The organism is Streptomyces peucetius (assembly GCF_025854275.1).
GTDB lineage: Bacteria > Actinomycetota > Actinomycetes > Streptomycetales > Streptomycetaceae > Streptomyces > Streptomyces peucetius_A.
Genome location: NZ_CP107567.1, coordinates 3814058 through 3829507, shown reverse-complemented (window position 1 = coordinate 3829507; position 15450 = coordinate 3814058). Strand labels below are relative to the sequence as shown.

The 15450-nt window shown below is 69.8% G+C and carries 14 protein-coding genes, 3 tRNA genes and 1 pseudogene; 11 read left to right on the top strand and 7 right to left on the bottom strand.

Going from position 1 to position 15450, the window contains the following annotated elements; translation table 11 throughout:
- Positions 1–161: 161 nt before the first annotated feature.
- Positions 162–1061 carry a phosphoribosylaminoimidazolesuccinocarboxamide synthase gene (locus tag OGH68_RS17530; protein WP_264245096.1) on the top strand — a complete coding sequence of 300 codons (900 nt, stop codon included), beginning with the start codon at positions 162–164 and terminating at the stop codon, positions 1059–1061.
- A 95-nt stretch (positions 1062–1156) separates the two neighbouring features.
- On the opposite strand, the gene OGH68_RS17525 is transcribed toward OGH68_RS17530, so the two are convergent.
- The 5 genes and pseudogenes from OGH68_RS17525 to OGH68_RS17505 form a co-directional block, all read right to left on the bottom strand.
- Positions 1157–1229: transfer RNA gene (locus OGH68_RS17525), tRNA-Gly, on the bottom strand.
- A 22-nt stretch (positions 1230–1251) separates the two neighbouring features.
- Positions 1252–1651 (bottom strand): annotated as a pseudogene (locus OGH68_RS17520) (DNA-binding response regulator); the annotation flags it as partial.
- A 351-nt stretch (positions 1652–2002) separates the two neighbouring features.
- Positions 2003–2075 (bottom strand) — tRNA-Gly (locus OGH68_RS17515).
- 80 nt (positions 2076–2155) lie between these two features.
- A tRNA-Gly gene (locus OGH68_RS17510) sits at positions 2156–2227 on the bottom strand.
- 110 nt (positions 2228–2337) lie between these two features.
- A complete protein-coding gene (locus tag OGH68_RS17505; RefSeq protein WP_264245095.1) occupies positions 2338–2676 on the bottom strand; it encodes a histone-like nucleoid-structuring protein Lsr2 in 339 nt (112 codons plus the stop codon).
- Positions 2677–2967: 291 nt separating this feature from the next.
- Between OGH68_RS17505 and purS the strand changes: the two genes are divergently transcribed.
- The 9 genes from purS to purM all read left to right on the top strand — a co-directional run bounded on the left by purS (position 2968) and on the right by purM (position 12323).
- Entirely contained in the window at positions 2968–3213 is a 246-nt protein-coding gene (gene purS / locus OGH68_RS17500) for a phosphoribosylformylglycinamidine synthase subunit PurS (RefSeq protein WP_189887244.1), read from the top strand.
- Positions 3210–3890 (top strand): phosphoribosylformylglycinamidine synthase subunit PurQ, encoded by a 681-nt coding sequence (purQ, locus tag OGH68_RS17495; RefSeq protein WP_264245094.1) that lies wholly within the window; start codon positions 3210–3212, stop codon positions 3888–3890. The genes purS and purQ overlap by 4 nt, the downstream gene beginning before the upstream one ends.
- Positions 3887–6136 (top strand): phosphoribosylformylglycinamidine synthase subunit PurL, encoded by a 2250-nt coding sequence (purL, locus tag OGH68_RS17490; RefSeq protein WP_264245092.1) that lies wholly within the window; start codon positions 3887–3889, stop codon positions 6134–6136. Before purQ ends, purL begins: the two co-directional genes overlap by 4 nt.
- A gap of 113 nt (positions 6137–6249) precedes the next feature.
- Positions 6250–6765 (top strand): ArsR/SmtB family transcription factor, encoded by a 516-nt coding sequence (locus tag OGH68_RS17485; RefSeq protein WP_264245091.1) that lies wholly within the window; start codon positions 6250–6252, stop codon positions 6763–6765.
- A gap of 23 nt (positions 6766–6788) precedes the next feature.
- Positions 6789–7628, top strand: coding sequence for a M23 family metallopeptidase (locus OGH68_RS17480; protein WP_264245089.1), 840 nt, complete (start codon positions 6789–6791; stop codon positions 7626–7628).
- Positions 7629–7637: 9 nt separating this feature from the next.
- Entirely contained in the window at positions 7638–8429 is a 792-nt protein-coding gene (locus tag OGH68_RS17475) for a maleylpyruvate isomerase family mycothiol-dependent enzyme (RefSeq protein ID WP_264245088.1), read from the top strand.
- A 104-nt stretch (positions 8430–8533) separates the two neighbouring features.
- Positions 8534–9352 (top strand): META domain-containing protein, encoded by an 819-nt coding sequence (locus OGH68_RS17470; RefSeq protein ID WP_264245087.1) that lies wholly within the window; start codon positions 8534–8536, stop codon positions 9350–9352.
- 317 nt (positions 9353–9669) lie between these two features.
- A complete protein-coding gene (gene purF, locus OGH68_RS17465; protein ID WP_264245086.1) occupies positions 9670–11187 on the top strand; it encodes an amidophosphoribosyltransferase in 1518 nt (505 codons plus the stop codon).
- Between the two features lie 32 nt (positions 11188–11219).
- Complete coding sequence (gene purM, locus OGH68_RS17460; protein WP_264245085.1) at positions 11220–12323, top strand: phosphoribosylformylglycinamidine cyclo-ligase; 1104 nt, start codon at positions 11220–11222, stop codon at positions 12321–12323.
- A 133-nt stretch (positions 12324–12456) separates the two neighbouring features.
- Here purM and OGH68_RS17455 read toward each other — a convergent pair whose 3' ends face one another.
- Both OGH68_RS17455 and OGH68_RS17450 read right to left on the bottom strand, forming a co-directional pair.
- On the bottom strand, positions 12457–12711 hold the full coding sequence (locus tag OGH68_RS17455) for a DUF3073 domain-containing protein (protein WP_005315345.1): 255 nt from the start codon (positions 12709–12711) through the stop codon (positions 12457–12459).
- Between the two features lie 279 nt (positions 12712–12990).
- Positions 12991–14082: a Leu/Phe/Val dehydrogenase gene (locus OGH68_RS17450; protein WP_264245084.1), complete on the bottom strand. Its 1092-nt coding sequence runs from the start codon at positions 14080–14082 to the stop codon at positions 12991–12993.
- A 181-nt stretch (positions 14083–14263) separates the two neighbouring features.
- Here OGH68_RS17450 and OGH68_RS17445 point away from each other — a divergent pair, with 181 nt between their 5' ends.
- Positions 14264–15103 carry a hypothetical protein gene (locus tag OGH68_RS17445; RefSeq protein ID WP_264245083.1) on the top strand — a complete coding sequence of 280 codons (840 nt, stop codon included), beginning with the start codon at positions 14264–14266 and terminating at the stop codon, positions 15101–15103.
- Positions 15104–15450: the final 347 nt, after the last annotated feature.

The window sequence follows — 15450 nt, the reverse complement described above, 5'->3', positions numbered from 1 at the left end:
CACGGGCGGAACCGGACCGCATCCGCGGGCGGAACCGGACCGCATCCGCGGGCGGAACCGGACCGTTTCCGCCCGCAGGACCGGGCCCCCACCCCTGACCGGGTGCCTCCTGCCCGCGTACGGGACAATCGGAGCTGTTGTTCACAGCCACGGGAGGAACCGTGTCCGGATTCGTCGAAAAGCCCGAGCCGCTGCAGGTGCCAGGTCTGGTGCATCTGCACACCGGCAAGGTGCGCGACCTGTACCAGAACGAGGCCGGCGACCTCGTGATGGTCGCCAGCGACCGCATCTCGGCGTACGACTGGGTGCTCCCCACGGAGATCCCCGACAAGGGCCGGGTACTGACCCAGCTCTCGCTGTGGTGGTTCGAGCGCCTCGAGGACCTGATCGGCAACCACGTCATCTCCACGGACGTGCCCGAGGGCGCGCCCGCCGACTGGGCCGGCCGCACCATGGTGTGCAAGTCGCTGCGCATGGTCCCGGTCGAGTGCGTGGCCCGCGGCTACCTCACCGGTTCCGGCCTCGCCGAGTACCGGCAGACCCGCACGGTGTGCGGTCTGGCGCTCCCCGAGGGGCTGAGCGACGGCTCCGAGCTGCCCGCCCCGATCTTCACGCCCGCCACCAAGGCGGCCGTCGGCGAGCATGACGAGAACGTCAGCTACGAGGAGGTGGCCCGCCAGGTCGGTGCGGAGACCGCCGCCCAGCTGCGCCAGTCGACCCTCGCCGTCTACTCCCGGGCTCGCGACATCGCGCGCGGCCGGGGCATCATCTTGGCCGACACGAAGTTCGAGTTCGGCTTCGACGGGGACGCGCTGATCATCGCCGACGAGGTGCTCACCCCGGACTCGTCCCGGTTCTGGCCGGCCGCGAGCTGGGAGCCGGGGCGCGCCCAGCCGTCGTACGACAAGCAGTTCGTGCGCGACTGGCTGACCTCCCCCGCCTCCGGCTGGGACCGCGCCGGCGAGCAGCCGCCGCCCGCCCTGCCCGAGGAGGTCGTGGCGGCGACCCGGGCCAAGTACGTGGAGGCCTACGAGCTCCTGACCGGCACCGCCTGGCAGTAGCGGCGGCAGGTCCGGCGGACGGGAAACGTCTGCCGGGCCCCGCCCCGGCGGCACACGAAGAAGCCCCCGGCGAGATCGCCGGGGGCTTCACACTGAGCGGACGACGAGATTCGAACTCGCGACCCTCACCTTGGCAAGGTGATGCTCTACCAACTGAGCCACGTCCGCATGCGCCGTAGCGCGGAACCCACTATACCCAACCTCGGCGGTGTGCGAGACGCACTGCCGTGTGACGGTTTTCCGCACTCGGCTCCGCCGTGGCCGAGGAGCGGCGTCCGTACCGTCCTCTGACACAGCGAGGCCGGCTCGGCGATCTCCGCGACCGGGGCCCCGTCGGCCGCGAGACCCGGCACCGCGGCCTCTCGAGCGGAGCGGCGGGTCGCCCGCCAACTCGGGGTCCACGTAACGGCTTACGGCGTGCGCGGTACGGATGATCTCGGCGAGCCGCCCGACCGTTCACGGCCTTCGGCGCGGAGTCCCGCACCACGCCGTGAGGGCCCTTCTCAGGTGACCGGCAGTCCGTGGCCGGCCACGATCAGGGCCCTGCGGCCAGGCGGCTCGCCCCGCGCAACTGTGGCTACAGTCACACCGCCCCGCGCACCCCGATCCGGAGTTCGTCGCCGAGCAGCGGTCGCACAGTCGTCGGTGTCGGTGTCGGTGTCGGCGTCGGTGCGCAGGCGGGCGAAGCCGTCAGCGAAGATGTCACCGCGCGCGGCCCGGAAGGTGATACGGGTCACGGCTTCGATGCCGCTGGCGTAGGCACGCGCGTCGCACGCCCTCCGTCTCGATCACACAGTCGTCGTCGGTCATGCCCACGGCTTCCGCCGGCGAAGGGGATGGGAGGTGCGTCCTGTCATCGCCGGTCATGACGAATATCAGGGGGCGGCGGCCCTGGGGAACGACGAAGGCCCTGGTCATATCGACCAGGGCCTTCGATGCTGAGCGGACGACGAGATTCGAACTCGCGACCCTCACCTTGGCAAGGTGATGCTCTACCAACTGAGCCACGTCCGCATTGCTCCCGCTCAGCTCTCACTGGGCGGTGCGTTCATCACTGTACCTGATCCACAGTGGTGGACGGTAAAGCGATGCAGAGCGGGTGACAGGAATTGCACACTGCGCCTTCCCCCTGGAAGGGGGATGTTCTACTACTGAACTACACCCGCACGCTGCTCGAGGCGGGCCTTTCGGCTTGCCCCTCGGCGTGCTCCAGACTCTAGCCGATCACCAGGGGTGCAGTGCAACTCCGTTCGGCCCGGGCGTGGCCGGGTGCGGCTCAACTCGCCTCGCGGAACGCCTCGTAGACGTGCTTGGGGATGCGCCCGCGGGCCGGGACGTCCATCTTGTTGGACTGTGCCCATGCCCGGACCGCCGCCGGCGCGGGCTCAACCGCGGTGTGGCGGTAGGTGACGGTGCGGGACCTGTCGCGCTTGCCGCCGGTCGCCCGCCTCCGGCCGGCCGCCATGTACGGCGCCAGTGCCTTGCGCAGTTTCTTTGCATTGGAGGGATTGAGGTCGATCTCGTACGACTTACCGTCGAGGCCGAACTCGACCGTTTCCGCCGCTTCTCCGCCGTCGATGTCGTCGGAGAGCGTGACCACCACTCGCTGAGCCACGGATATCGGTCCTTTCCCTGCGGTATCACCGGTTACGGAGCAGGTTCTGACGTGCGGTGATACCGGCTATTCGGCCGTCGAGGAGCAATGCTGCTTTCCTCTGCATTCCTTTGTACAGCGGTCGGTGGCGCATTGTGAAGCCCTGGCAATTACCTCCGCGTGTCCTTCGCATTGGAGGCCGGGATTCTTTCTGTCGTTTTTCTTGTGTGCCGTCCGTATATCTACCCGCGTAGATTTTCGAGCCGGGTACGCTGAGGGAACCGCCCTCGCAACACACCACCGGGAGTGCCCGTGGCTCGCGTCGTAGTCGACGTCATGCTCAAGCCCGAGATCCTCGACCCCCAGGGACAGGCGGTGCAGCGTGCACTGCCTCGCCTGGGATTCGCCGGGATCGCGGACGTCCGTCAGGGAAAGCGCTTCGAACTGGAGGTGGACGGACCCGTCGACGACGCCGCGCTCGCCCGCATCCATGAGATGGCTGAAACGTTCCTCGCCAACACCGTCATCGAGGACTTCGTCGTGAAGGTGGAGTCGTGACCTCTCGTATCGGAGTCGTCACCTTCCCCGGAACACTGGACGACCGTGACGCGCTGCGCGCCGCGCGACTCGCCGGCGCCGAGCCGGTTCCGCTGTGGCACCGCGACAAGGACCTGAAGCAGGTCGACGCGGTCGTGCTCGCCGGAGGCTTCTCGTACGGCGACTATCTGCGTGCCGGGGCGATCTCCCGGTTCTCGCCGGTGATGGACACGATCGTCGAGCAGGCGAGGGCCGGTATGCCGGTCCTGGGCATCTGCAACGGTTTCCAGATCCTCACCGAGTCGCATCTGCTGCCGGGCGCGATGCTGCGCAACAACCATCTGCACTTCATCTGCCGTGACCAGAAGCTGCGGGTGGAGAACGCGGACACCGCCTGGACGGCCGACTACGAGGCGGGCCAGGAGATCTCGGTACCGCTGAAGAACATCGACGGCCGGTACGTCGCCGACGAGCGGGTGCTGGACGAGCTCGAGGCGGAGGGCCGGGTCGCGTTCCGCTACCTCGACGGCAACCCGAACGGTTCGCTGCGCGACATCGCCGGCATCACCAACGCCGCGGGCAACGTGGTCGGCCTGATGCCGCACCCCGAGCACGCCGTGGAGCCCCTGATCGGTACCGGCCGTACCGACGGGCTCGGATTCTTCACCTCGATCCTGAAGAGGCTGATTGCAGCATGACTCTCGACACCGTCAAGCACGCGGGCGAGACCCCGGACGCCGAGCAGCCCTGGAAGGAGCTCGGCCTCAAGGAGGACGAGTACGCGCGTATCCGCGAGATCCTGGGCCGGCGTCCGACCGGCGCGGAGCTCGCGATGTACAGCGTCATGTGGTCCGAGCACTGCTCGTACAAGAGCAGCAAGGTCCATCTGAAGCAGTTCGGTGAGAAGACCCCCGCAAACGACGCCATGCTCGTCGGCATCGGTGAGAACGCGGGTGTCGTCGACGTCGGCCAGGGTTACGCGGTCACCTTCAAGGTCGAGTCGCACAACCACCCCTCGTACATCGAGCCCTACCAGGGTGCGGCCACCGGCGTCGGCGGCATCGTCCGCGACATTCTCGCGATGGGCGCCCGCCCGGTCGCCGTGGTCGACCCGCTGCGCTTCGGTGCCGCCGACCACCCCGACACCAGGCGTGTCCTGCCGGGTGTGGTGGCCGGCATCGGCGGCTACGGCAACTGCCTGGGTCTGCCGAACATCGGTGGCGAGGTCGTCTTCGACGCCTGCTACCAGGGCAACCCGCTGGTCAACGCCGGCTGCATCGGTGTGATGAAGCACGAGGACATCCACCTCGCCAAGGCGTCGGGCCCCGGCAACAAGGTCATCCTCTACGGCGCCCGGACCGGCGGCGACGGCATCGGCGGCGTCTCGGTCCTCGCGTCCGAGACCTTCGACGACACGAAGCCCACCAAGCGGCCCGCCGTGCAGGTCGGTGACCCGTTCCAGGAGAAGCTCCTGATCGAGTGCACCCTTGAGATCTTCAAGGAGAAGCTCGTCGCGGGCATCCAGGACCTCGGCGGCGCCGGTCTGTCCTGTGCCACCTCCGAGCTGGCGTCCGCCGGCTCCGGCGGTATGCGGGTCGAGCTGGACACCGTGCCGCTGCGCGATGCGACGCTCTCGCCCGAGGAGATCCTCATGAGCGAGTCGCAGGAGCGCATGTGCGCGATCGTCGAGCCGCACCACGTCGACCGCTTCATGGAGATCTGCGAGAAGTGGGACGTCATCGCCACCGTCATCGGTGAGGTGACCGAGGGCGAGCGGCTGGAGATCTTCTGGCACGGCGAGCAGATCGTGGACGTGCCGCCCGGCACCGTCGCCCACGAGGGCCCGACGTACCACCGTCCGTACGCCCGGCCGTCGTGGCAGGACGCGTTGCAGGCCGACGACGCGAACAAGCTGGCCCGTCCGGCGAACGCGCAGGAGCTGCGCGAGCAGATCCTCAGGCTGGTCGCCTCTCCGAACCAGGCCTCCAAGGCGTGGATCACGGACCAGTACGACCGGTTCGTACAGGGCAACACCGTGCTTGCCCAGCCCGAGGACGCGGGCATGGTCCGGATCGACGAGGAGTCGAACCTGGGCGTGGCCATGGCGACCGACGGCAACGGCCGGTACGCGAAGCTCGACCCGTACACCGGTGCGCAGCTCGCGCTGGCGGAGGCGTACCGCAACGTCGCCGCTTCCGGTGCGAGGCCGCTGGCGATCTCCGACTGCCTGAACTTCGGCTCGCCGGAGGACCCGGATGTCATGTGGCAGTTCGCCGAGGCCACCCGTGGTCTGGCGGACGGCTGCCTGCAGCTGGGCACGCCGGTCACCGGCGGCAACGTCTCGCTCTACAACCAGACGGGCGAGAGCGCGATCCACCCGACACCGGTCGTGGCCGTGCTCGGAGTGATCGACGACGTGAACCGCCGGACCCCGATCGCGTTCGCCGAGGAAGGCCAGCTGCTCTATCTCCTGGGCGACACCCGTGAGGAGTTCGGCGGCTCGGCCTGGTCCCAGGTGATCCACGACCACCTCGGCGGCATGCCGCCGAAGGTCGACCTCGACCGGGAGAAGCTGCTGGGCGAGATCCTCATCTCGGCCTCCCGCGACGGCATGATCGACGCCGCCCACGACCTGTCCGACGGCGGACTGGTCCAGGCCGTCGTCGAGTCCTGCCTGCGCGGCGGCAACGGCGCCCGCCTGGTCGTCCCCGACGGCCTCGACGCCTTCACGTTCCTGCTCAGCGAATCGGCCGGCCGCGCGGTCGTCGCCGTCCCGCGCAGCGAGGAGCTCCGCTTCACCGACATGTGCGGCGCACGCGGCCTGCCCGCGACCCGCATCGGCGTCGTCGACGGTGACGCGGTGGAGGTGCAGGGCGAGTTCAGCATCCCGCTGACCGAGCTGCGCACCGCCCACGAGGAGACCATCCCGGGTCTGCTCGTCTGACCTGCCTCACCCCGCCTCGACCCGCTTCAAGGAACCCCCGCTCCGGTCCGCCCGGTGCGGGGGTTCTTCCATGGAGGCTTGCACGAGATTACGTAATTACGTAATCTCGTGGCATGGATCTGGAGAAGCGGGTCGCCGAGTTGGAGCGGCGGATGGCGGCGCTCGAAGGCGCCGCGCCCACCGTCGCAGCGCCCGCAGAGGGCGATTTCTGGGCACTGGAAGGCCTGAAGCAGCAACTCGCCCAGGCGGGCGAGGCCGCAGCGGACGGCGGCGTGCTCTTCACCGGAGCCGTACGCCTGCCCACCCAAGAGCGGTACGAGTGGCAGTACGGCGTGCTCACCGCCGACGTCCTCGGCGAGGACGCCGGCGACCGGTCGCAGACCGCTGAGTCACTGGCCGCCCTCGGCAACGCCGTCCGGCTGCGGCTGCTGCGCGAGATCCTCGGCGGCCGCCGCACCGCCGCCGAACTGGCCGAGCTCGAAGGGCTCGGCACGACCGGCCAGATCTACCACCATCTGCGCCAGCTGACCGGTGCGGGCTGGCTCCACACCACAGGCCGCGGTCGCTACGAGGTGCCCGGGGCCCGTGTGGTCCCGCTGCTCGTGGTGCTGACCGCCGCGTGCCCGTGACACGACAAGGGGGACAGAGAAACATGACCGTCGGCAAACTGTTCAGGATCGTCTACCGGCTGAGCTGGATGGCGTTCTTCGCGCTCGTCGCCATCAAGGTCTTTGTCGGTCTGCCGTTCCCGATGCTCTGGATCTGGCTCCCCGCGCTGGTCGCGGTGGCGATAGTCCTGGGCGCCTCGGCCCGCGCCCGGCGCGTGCAGCGCCAGGACCCGCGTGAGCCGGTCGAGACCGAGCCCCCCGTACGCGGTCGCTGGGCGGCGCTGAACAGCCCCGCCGACCGGACACCGAGCCACGGCACGCACGGCTACGGCCAGACGTACGCCATCGACGTCCTGGCCGAGCCGGCGGAAGGCGGCCGGCCGGGCTTCCGGGCGCTGTGGCCGATGGTGCGCCGCAACAAGGACTTCCCCACTTTCGGAGAGCCGCTGTTCGCCGTCGCGGACGCCACGGTCGTCCACACGGAGAACCGCCAGCGCGACCATCTCAGCCGCAACTCCCTGCCCGCGGTGCTCTATCTGATGCTCGTCGAGGGGTCGCTGCGGGACATCGGCGGGGTGCGCAAGATCCTTGGCAATCATGTCGTCCTCGACCTCGGCAACGGTGTGTTCGCCGCGTACGCCCACCTCCAGCTGGGCTCGGTGACCGTCCGCCCCGGTGACCGGGTGCGGGCGGGCCGGCAGATCGCCCGGTGCGGGAACTCGGGCAACTCCACCGAACCCCACCTCCACTTCCAGCTGATGGACGGCCCCGACGCCGACACCGCGGTCGGGATCCCGTTCCGCTGGCGCGGAGTCGGAGTCCCGGCGAACGGCGAGGCGTTCGTCGTCGAGAACCCCGTGTCCCACGGCATGGGCACCCCGTAGGGTCGGCTCATGCCACCGGCCAGCAAGCGCCTTCGCGCCTACGATTTCGACACCACGCGTGCCGCCGTCCTCGCCCAGTTCGGGCAGGTGCGGCAGGCGGTGGGCACCCTCACCGAGGAGCAGCTCGCGCTGCCGACGCGGCTCGGTGACTGGAGCGTGCGGGAGCTCGCCGCACACATCGCGATGGTCTCCGGGCTCGTCACGCGGTATCTGCGGCTGCCGGAGCCGGGCCGGCAGGACCTGGCGCTGCTCGACTGGCCCTTCGCGACGGTCACGGCGGCCGGGCAGGTGGACGAGGACACCCGGGTGTTCGCCGACGGCGGCTCGGTCGTCGAGCTGTTCGACCGTACGGCCGCGGGCCTCGGGGAGCTGCTGGCGGCGGCGGCCGCGGAGCGACTCGTACCGATGCGCTTCGGCGGCATGCGGCTCGGGGACTTCATGGTCACCCGTACCGTCGAGCTGATCGTCCACACCGACGACCTGAACGACGCGACCGGGCTGGGCGTCCCTTACGACCGACGGGCGCTGGCCGCGTGCACCCGGCTGCTCGCCGACGCTCTGGCGGTCAAGGCGCCGGGGGCGTCGACCGAGGTGCGGGTCCCGCCGTTCGCCGTCGTGCAGTGCGTCGAAGGCCCCCGGCACACCCGGGGCACCCCGCCCAACGTCGTCGAGACCGATCCGCTGACCTGGATCCGGCTGGCCACCGGCCGTACGGCGTGGCGGGACGCGCTGGACGCGGCGAAGGCCAGCGCGAGCGGGGAGCGCGCCGACCTCGGGGCGCTGCTGCCGATCCTCGGCTGAGACCGCAGCCCGGCTCCGCGGTCTCCGGGAAGCCGCAGGGAGCCCGGCTGAGCCGTACGGGTGAGGTGGCGGAACCGGCGCGGAGGTCGCTCCGTCCCACCGGTATGCGCACCAAGCTGAGCATCTCAGTCACCGCACTGGCCGTCGTCGCGCTCGCCGCCTGCGGCGCGGAGTCCGGTTCCGGACCGGGCTCCGGCGGCGGTACCGTGCAGCCGGACGTACCCGTGACGGGTGTCCACTGGTCGGTCGACAGCGTCACCGTCGACGGCAGAAGGACCGCGGCCCCGGCCGACGCGCATGTCGAGATCACCGACGAGGGCAGGGCCCAGGGCAACTACGGGTGCAACCACTTCGGCGCCGATGTGAAGGTCGAGGGCGACACGATCATCGTGCAGCCCGCCGAGATGACCGAGATGGCCTGCGAGGAGAAGGTCCAGAACTTCGAGGACATGCTGCGCGCCGCCCTCACCGGCCGGCTCAGGGCCGACCTGACCGACGGCAGGCTGACCCTCACGACGCAGAAGGGCGACTCCATCACCCTCACGTCGGAGCCGCCCGCACCGCTGGTCGGCACCAGGTGGACGGTGAACAGCCTGGTCTCCGGCGACACGGCGGCATCGCTGCCCGCCGGCGCCGAGGACAAGGCGTATCTGACCTTCGGCAAGGACGGTTCCGTGGCCGGCAGTCTCGGCTGCAACCGCTTCACCAGCACCGCGGAGGTCTCCGAGGACTCGATCACCTTCGGCCGCCTGGCCGCCACGAAGAAGCTGTGCGAGGGCCCCGAGATGGACCTCGAGCGCAAGATGGTCAAGGTTTTCGAAGGGACGGTGGCGTACGAGCTGAACCACCGCTCCCTGACGCTCACCGGCCCGGACGGCGAAGGCTTCGCCGCCCTTGCCACGGACCTCCCCGGCGAGAAGTGACGGTGTGAACTAGCACACTCCCGCGCCGGCTCTCCCCCCGGGCCGCTCTCCGGCCGGAGTCGGGGCGGTACGACGCAGCGTGATCACGCCGATGCGACGGGCCGGGGGGCACTGAACCCCTGGCCCGCGCGGGAAACGGGCCGTCGTCTTGGATCGTGGACGGGCCGGTGGACGGATTTCCGGGCGTCCGAGGAGGTCGCGCGCCTCGCCGCGCACAACGGAATTCGGGCTTCCGCCCGCTCCGTGAGGCCCCGCGGAGCGGGCCGGGCGGCGTCCCCAATTCGGACCAGTGGTCGATCTCGCCTACACTCGGTGGCGTGCCACGTGGTGACGGACGACTCAACCACGACCTGCTCCCCGGTGAGAAGGGCCCCCAGGACGCTTGCGGCGTCTTCGGTGTCTGGGCTCCGGGGGAAGAGGTCGCGAAGCTCACTTACTTCGGGCTCTACGCCCTCCAACATCGAGGCCAGGAATCCGCGGGAATCGCGGTGAGCAACGGCTCCCAGATCCTCGTCTTCAAGGACATGGGCCTGGTCTCCCAGGTCTTCGACGAAACCTCCCTCGGTTCCCTCAAGGGTCACATCGCGGTCGGTCACGCCCGCTACTCGACCACGGGCGCCTCGGTGTGGGAGAACGCGCAGCCGACCTTCCGGGCCACCGCCCACGGCTCCATCGCGCTCGGCCACAACGGAAACCTGGTCAACACGGCGCAGCTCGCCGAGATGGTCGCCGATCTCCCCAAGGAGGACGGCCGGGCCACCCAGGTCGCCGCGACCAACGACACTGATCTGATCACCGCGCTGCTCGCCGGCCAGGTCGACGACGACGGCAAGCCGCTGACCGTCGAGGAGGCGGCCGCCAAGGTCCTTCCCGACGTGCGGGGCGCCTTCTCGCTCGTCTTCATGGACGAGGGCACTCTCTACGCGGCCCGTGACCCGCAGGGCATCCGCCCGCTGGTCCTCGGCCGTCTGGAGCGCGGCTGGGTCGTCGCGTCCGAGACCGCCGCGCTCGACATCTGCGGCGCCAGCTTCGTCCGCGAGATCGAGCTCGGTGAGCTCATCGCGATCGACGAGAACGGCCTCCGCAGTTCGCGATTCGCAGAAGCGAAGCCCAAGGGCTGTGTCTTCGAGTACGTCTACCTGGCCCGCCCCGACACCGACATCGCCGGCCGGAACGTCTACCTCTCCCGTGTGGAGATGGGCCGCAAGCTGGCCAAGGAAGCCCCGGCCGACGCCGACCTGGTCATAGCGACGCCGGAGTCGGGCACGCCCGCGGCCATCGGCTACGCAGAGGCCAGTGGCATCCCGTACGGCTCCGGCCTGGTGAAGAACGCCTACGTCGGCCGCACCTTCATCCAGCCGTCCCAGACCATCCGTCAGCTGGGCATCCGCCTCAAGCTGAACCCGCTCAAGGAAGTCATCCGGGGCAAGCGGCTGGTCGTCGTGGACGACTCGATCGTCCGCGGCAACACCCAGCGGGCCCTGGTCAAGATGCTCCGCGAGGCCGGCGCCGCCGAGGTCCACATCCGGATCTCCTCCCCGCCGGTGAAGTGGCCCTGCTTCTTCGGCATCGACTTCGCGACCCGTGCCGAGCTCATCGCCAACGGCATGACGATCGACGAGATCGGCACCTCGCTCGGCGCCGACTCCCTGGCGTACATCTCCATCGACGGCATGATCGAGGCGACCACCATCGCCAAGCCGAACCTGTGCCGCGCCTGCTTCGACGGCGAGTACCCGATGGAGCTGCCCGACCCCGAGCTGCTCGGCAAGCAGCTTCTGGAGACCGAGCTGGCGGGCGGCTCCGACGCCGCCGACGCGCTCCGTCGTCCGTGATCCCCTGCAGTACGACACGAAAGTTCTCCAGCATGTCTGCTGAATCTTCCGAGCGTGCTCCGCACGCGGGCACCGGTGCCAGCTACGCGGCCGCGGGTGTGGACATCGAGGCGGGCGACCGCGCCGTCGAGCTGATGAAGGAGTGGGTGAAGAAGACGCAGCGCCCTGAGGTCGCGGGCCTCGGCGGCCTGGGCGGCTTCGCCGGCCTCTTCGACGCCTCCGCCCTCAAGCGCTACGAGCGTCCGCTGCTCGCCTCCGCCACCGACGGCGTCGGCACGAAGGTCGACATTGCCCGGCAGCTGGGCGTGTACGACACGATCGGCCACGACCTGGTGGCCATGGTCATGGACGACATCGTCGTCTGCGGCGCCGAGCCGCTGTTCATGACCGACTACATCTGTGTCGGCAAGGTCCACCCCGAGCGGGTCGCCGGGATCGTGAAGGGCATCGCCGAGGGCTGTGTCCTCGCCGGTACCGCTCTGGTCGGCGGCGAGACCGCCGAGCACCCCGGGCTGCTGGGTCCGGACGACTTCGATGTCGCGGGCGCGGGGACCGGTGTGGTCGAGGCGGACCGGCTGCTCGGCCCGGATCGCATCCGTAAGGGTGACGCCGTCATCGCGATGGCGTCGTCCGGGCTTCACTCCAACGGGTACTCGCTGGTCCGGCACGTGCTGTTCGACCGGGCGAAGATGTCGCTCGAGCAGCGGGTGGAGGAGCTCGGCCGGACGCTCGGCGAGGAGCTGCTCGAGCCCACCAAGATCTACTCGTTGGACTGCCTGGCGCTCACCAGGACCACCGAGGTGCACGCTTTCAGCCACATCACCGGCGGCGGGCTCGCCAACAACCTGGCGCGGGTCGTCCCCGACGCGCTGCACGCGGTCGTCGACCGGTCGACCTGGGCGCCGGGCCCGGTGTTCGATCTCGTCGGCACGGCCGGCCGGGTCGAGCAGCTCGAGCTGGAGAAGACGCTGAACATGGGAGTCGGCATGATGGCCGTCGTCCCGCAGGAGTCCGTCGATGTGGCGCTGACCACACTGGCCGACCGGGGCGTCGAGGCCTGGGTCGCCGGCAGCATCGTGGAGCGGACCGACGCCGGGCACACCGGCGCCGAGTTGACCGGTACCTATGCGTCGTAGCAGCAGGGAGGCCGCCGGCGGAGCTGACAGCAGCACCGCCGGCGAGGCCTGACAGGACCCGCCGGTGGCGAGAGCCGACAGCACAGAACCCGGTCCGGGGTCGCCCCAGGACCGGGTCAGTGTCAGTACAGCGTCAAGCGCCGCGGCGTTGCTGCGACGACGGACCGGACTCGTCGTCCTCGTCCTCGTCGTCGTTGTACAGATCCGCGTACTGTGCGTACGGGTCGTCTTCCTCGTCGTCGTCCTCGAACGGCTCGCCGTTCGGAGGCTGACTCGAAGTCGAAGCGCCCAGCTCGTTGGCCAGACGCGACAGGTCAGTCCCGCCGCTGTTGTACTTCAGCTGGCGGGCGACCTTTGTCTGCTTGGCCTTGGCCCGGCCGCGCCCCATGGCTCGACCCCCTCGGTGACGGGGCTCGACGGCCCCAGAGTCTTGACACGCGTTCATGAGTCGGAACGGGCTCTCCTCGGAGAGACCGGTCCGTAGGGCTTCAACGGTACCTGCTTCCGCGGCCATACGGTACGCCGCCCGCATCACGTGCCCCTTCGCAGGACCGGCGAGGAGCCCTGTCCTCGCTGGTCAACTGCGATTTTAACCTCTTCGCGACGGTCGACCCGCCGACCGGGGTGAGTCATGTCTCCCCGAGGCCGGCGAGCCGGACGGCCACGCTCAGCGACCGCGCGCCTCCGCCATGCGCTGCTCGGCGATCCGGTCGGCCGCGGCGGCCGGCGGAATCCCGTCATCCTTCGCACGTGCGAATATCGCGAGCGTAGTGTCGAAGATCTTCGACGCCTTGGCCTTGCACCGGTCGAAGTCGAACCCGTGGAGCTCGTCGGCGACCTGGATGACGCCACCGGCGTTCACCACGTAGTCGGGGGCGTAGAGGATCCCGCGGTCCGCGAGGTCCTTCTCGACGCCGGGGTGCGCCAGCTGGTTGTTGGCCGCGCCGCAGACGGCCTTGGCCGTCATGACCGGGACGGTGGCGTCGTTCAGGGCCCCGCCGAGCGCGCAGGGGGCGTAGACGTCCAGGCCCTCGGTGCGGATCAGGGCGGCCGTGTCGGCGACGGCGGTGACCTCGGGGTGCCGGTCGAGGATCCGGCGCACCGACTCCTCGCGCACGTCCGTGATCACGACCTCGGCGCCGTCGGAGACCAGATGCTCGACCAGGTGGTGGCCGACCTTCCCGACGCCGGCGACGCCCACCTTGCGGCCCCGCAGCGCCGGCTCGCCCCACAGGTGCCGGGCGGAGGCCCGCATGCCCTGGAAGACGCCGTAGGCGGTGAGCACGGAGGAGTCCCCCGCGCCGCCGTTCTCGGGGGAGCGGCCGGTGACCCAGCGGCTCTCGCGCGCGACGACGTCCATGTCCACCACGTAGGTGCCGACGTCGCAGGCGGTCACGTAGCGGCCGCCGAGGGAGTCCACGAACCGGCCGTAGGCCAGCAGCAGTTCCTCCGACTTGATCTGCTCGGGGTCACCGATGATCACGGCCTTGCCGCCGCCGTGGTCCAGACCGGCCATGGCGTTCTTGTACGACATGCCCCGGGCGAGGTTGAGCGCGTCGGCGACGGCCTCCTGCTCGGACGCGTACGGGTAGAAGCGGGTGCCGCCGAGGGCCGGGCCCAGGGCGGTGGAGTGGATGGCGATGACAGCCTTCAGGCCACTGGCGCGGTCCTGACACAGCACGACTTGCTCGTGGCCCCCCTGTTCCGACCGGAACAGGGTGTGCAGTACGTCGGCATTGGCGCCGGTCACATCGGTCACGGTGGTGACTCCCAAGTACGAAGCGGCGGGTGCGGGCCCTCCTCCGTCCTCCCGGTCGCTTGTGGCTGGGGAGGGCCGGAAAGGTCCGGTTGGGCAAGAGAGTAAGTCCTACGCGTGCGTAGATCCGATCCAGTGCCGAGGATCACCCTCTCGCGGGGTACCGGCGTGGAAGGATCGCCGCATGCCAGCGCTGTCCTCGGTTCTTGTCCCTTACGCCTCGTATCTGCGGATCTACGAGCCGCTGGCGGCCTTTCCCGAGCCGGAACGCAGTCACTGGGCGCGCTACGCCCGCCGGGAGGCCACCCCGACCGCACAGGACGAACTGCGCCGGTCCCTGGCCGATTTGCTGCCGACCCCGCCGGTACCCGTCCCGGTCCACGAGAGCGCCGACGCGTTCGTGGCCGACGTCGACGGTGTGGTCTGCGTCTGCCCGTGGCGGACCAGGCTGCGCGGCTGGCTGGCCCTCGAGGCGCTCGCGGAGCAGCTGCCCGAGCCGCTGCTGGACGCGGCGCTGCCGCCGGTCGTACGGGGACAGGCGGCGGCGGACTTCGATCAGTGGCGGATGCGGAACCCGGACGCGCGGCCGTGGATCAGGACGGCGGTCTGGCATGTCCCGGTCGGCTGGTTCACGCTCTTCGCCGACGAGGAGCGCGAGTACGAGGCGGCCGGGCCGGGGGCTCCCGTGCTGCGGTACCGGACGCCGATGGTCCAGGCGCGCCGGCGGGTGGCACGGGCGCTGCGGACCCTGCGGGAGGCGATCGACGAGGGGCCGCTGACCGAGGCCCTGGTGGACGTGGGCCGATGGCTGGAGGAATTCCACCCGCGCTCGCTCGTCGAGCTCGACTACGGCGGCCTGGTGCACGCGCTGCCCGGGGAGCAGCTGGCGGACGACCGGTCGGCGGCCGATGTGACGGAGGGCATCGCGGCGCTGCGGGCCGGCGACGACGAGGGGGCGGCCGAGGCCTATGCCCGGCTGACGGAGCGCTGGCGGGCCGTCAAGGACCTTCAGTTCGCGAACTGAAGGCCGACTTCGTTGTCCGGGTTCCGCTGTGTACAGGACGTAGGCCCCGATCCGGGCACTTGCCTCAAGGGTGACGGACTACACTAACCGCGCCCTTGCGCCCATCACCTACCCTCGTGTCAAAATAGGACAAGGAGTCCGGGGAGGGTTCCTTCCGCCCAAGTACGGGCGGAATGCTCAGCATTGCACTCTATGGGGGGTCTGGCGACTCCTGATCGCTCTGTGACTGATCGTTACTGTGACGTGACTGTCCGTTATGGCATGGTCCATCGGGCTTCGGCCGCTGATGGACACCTGAGAGGGCAATTCCATCGGTTTGGCCGACGTCGCTGGACAGATGGTGTAGT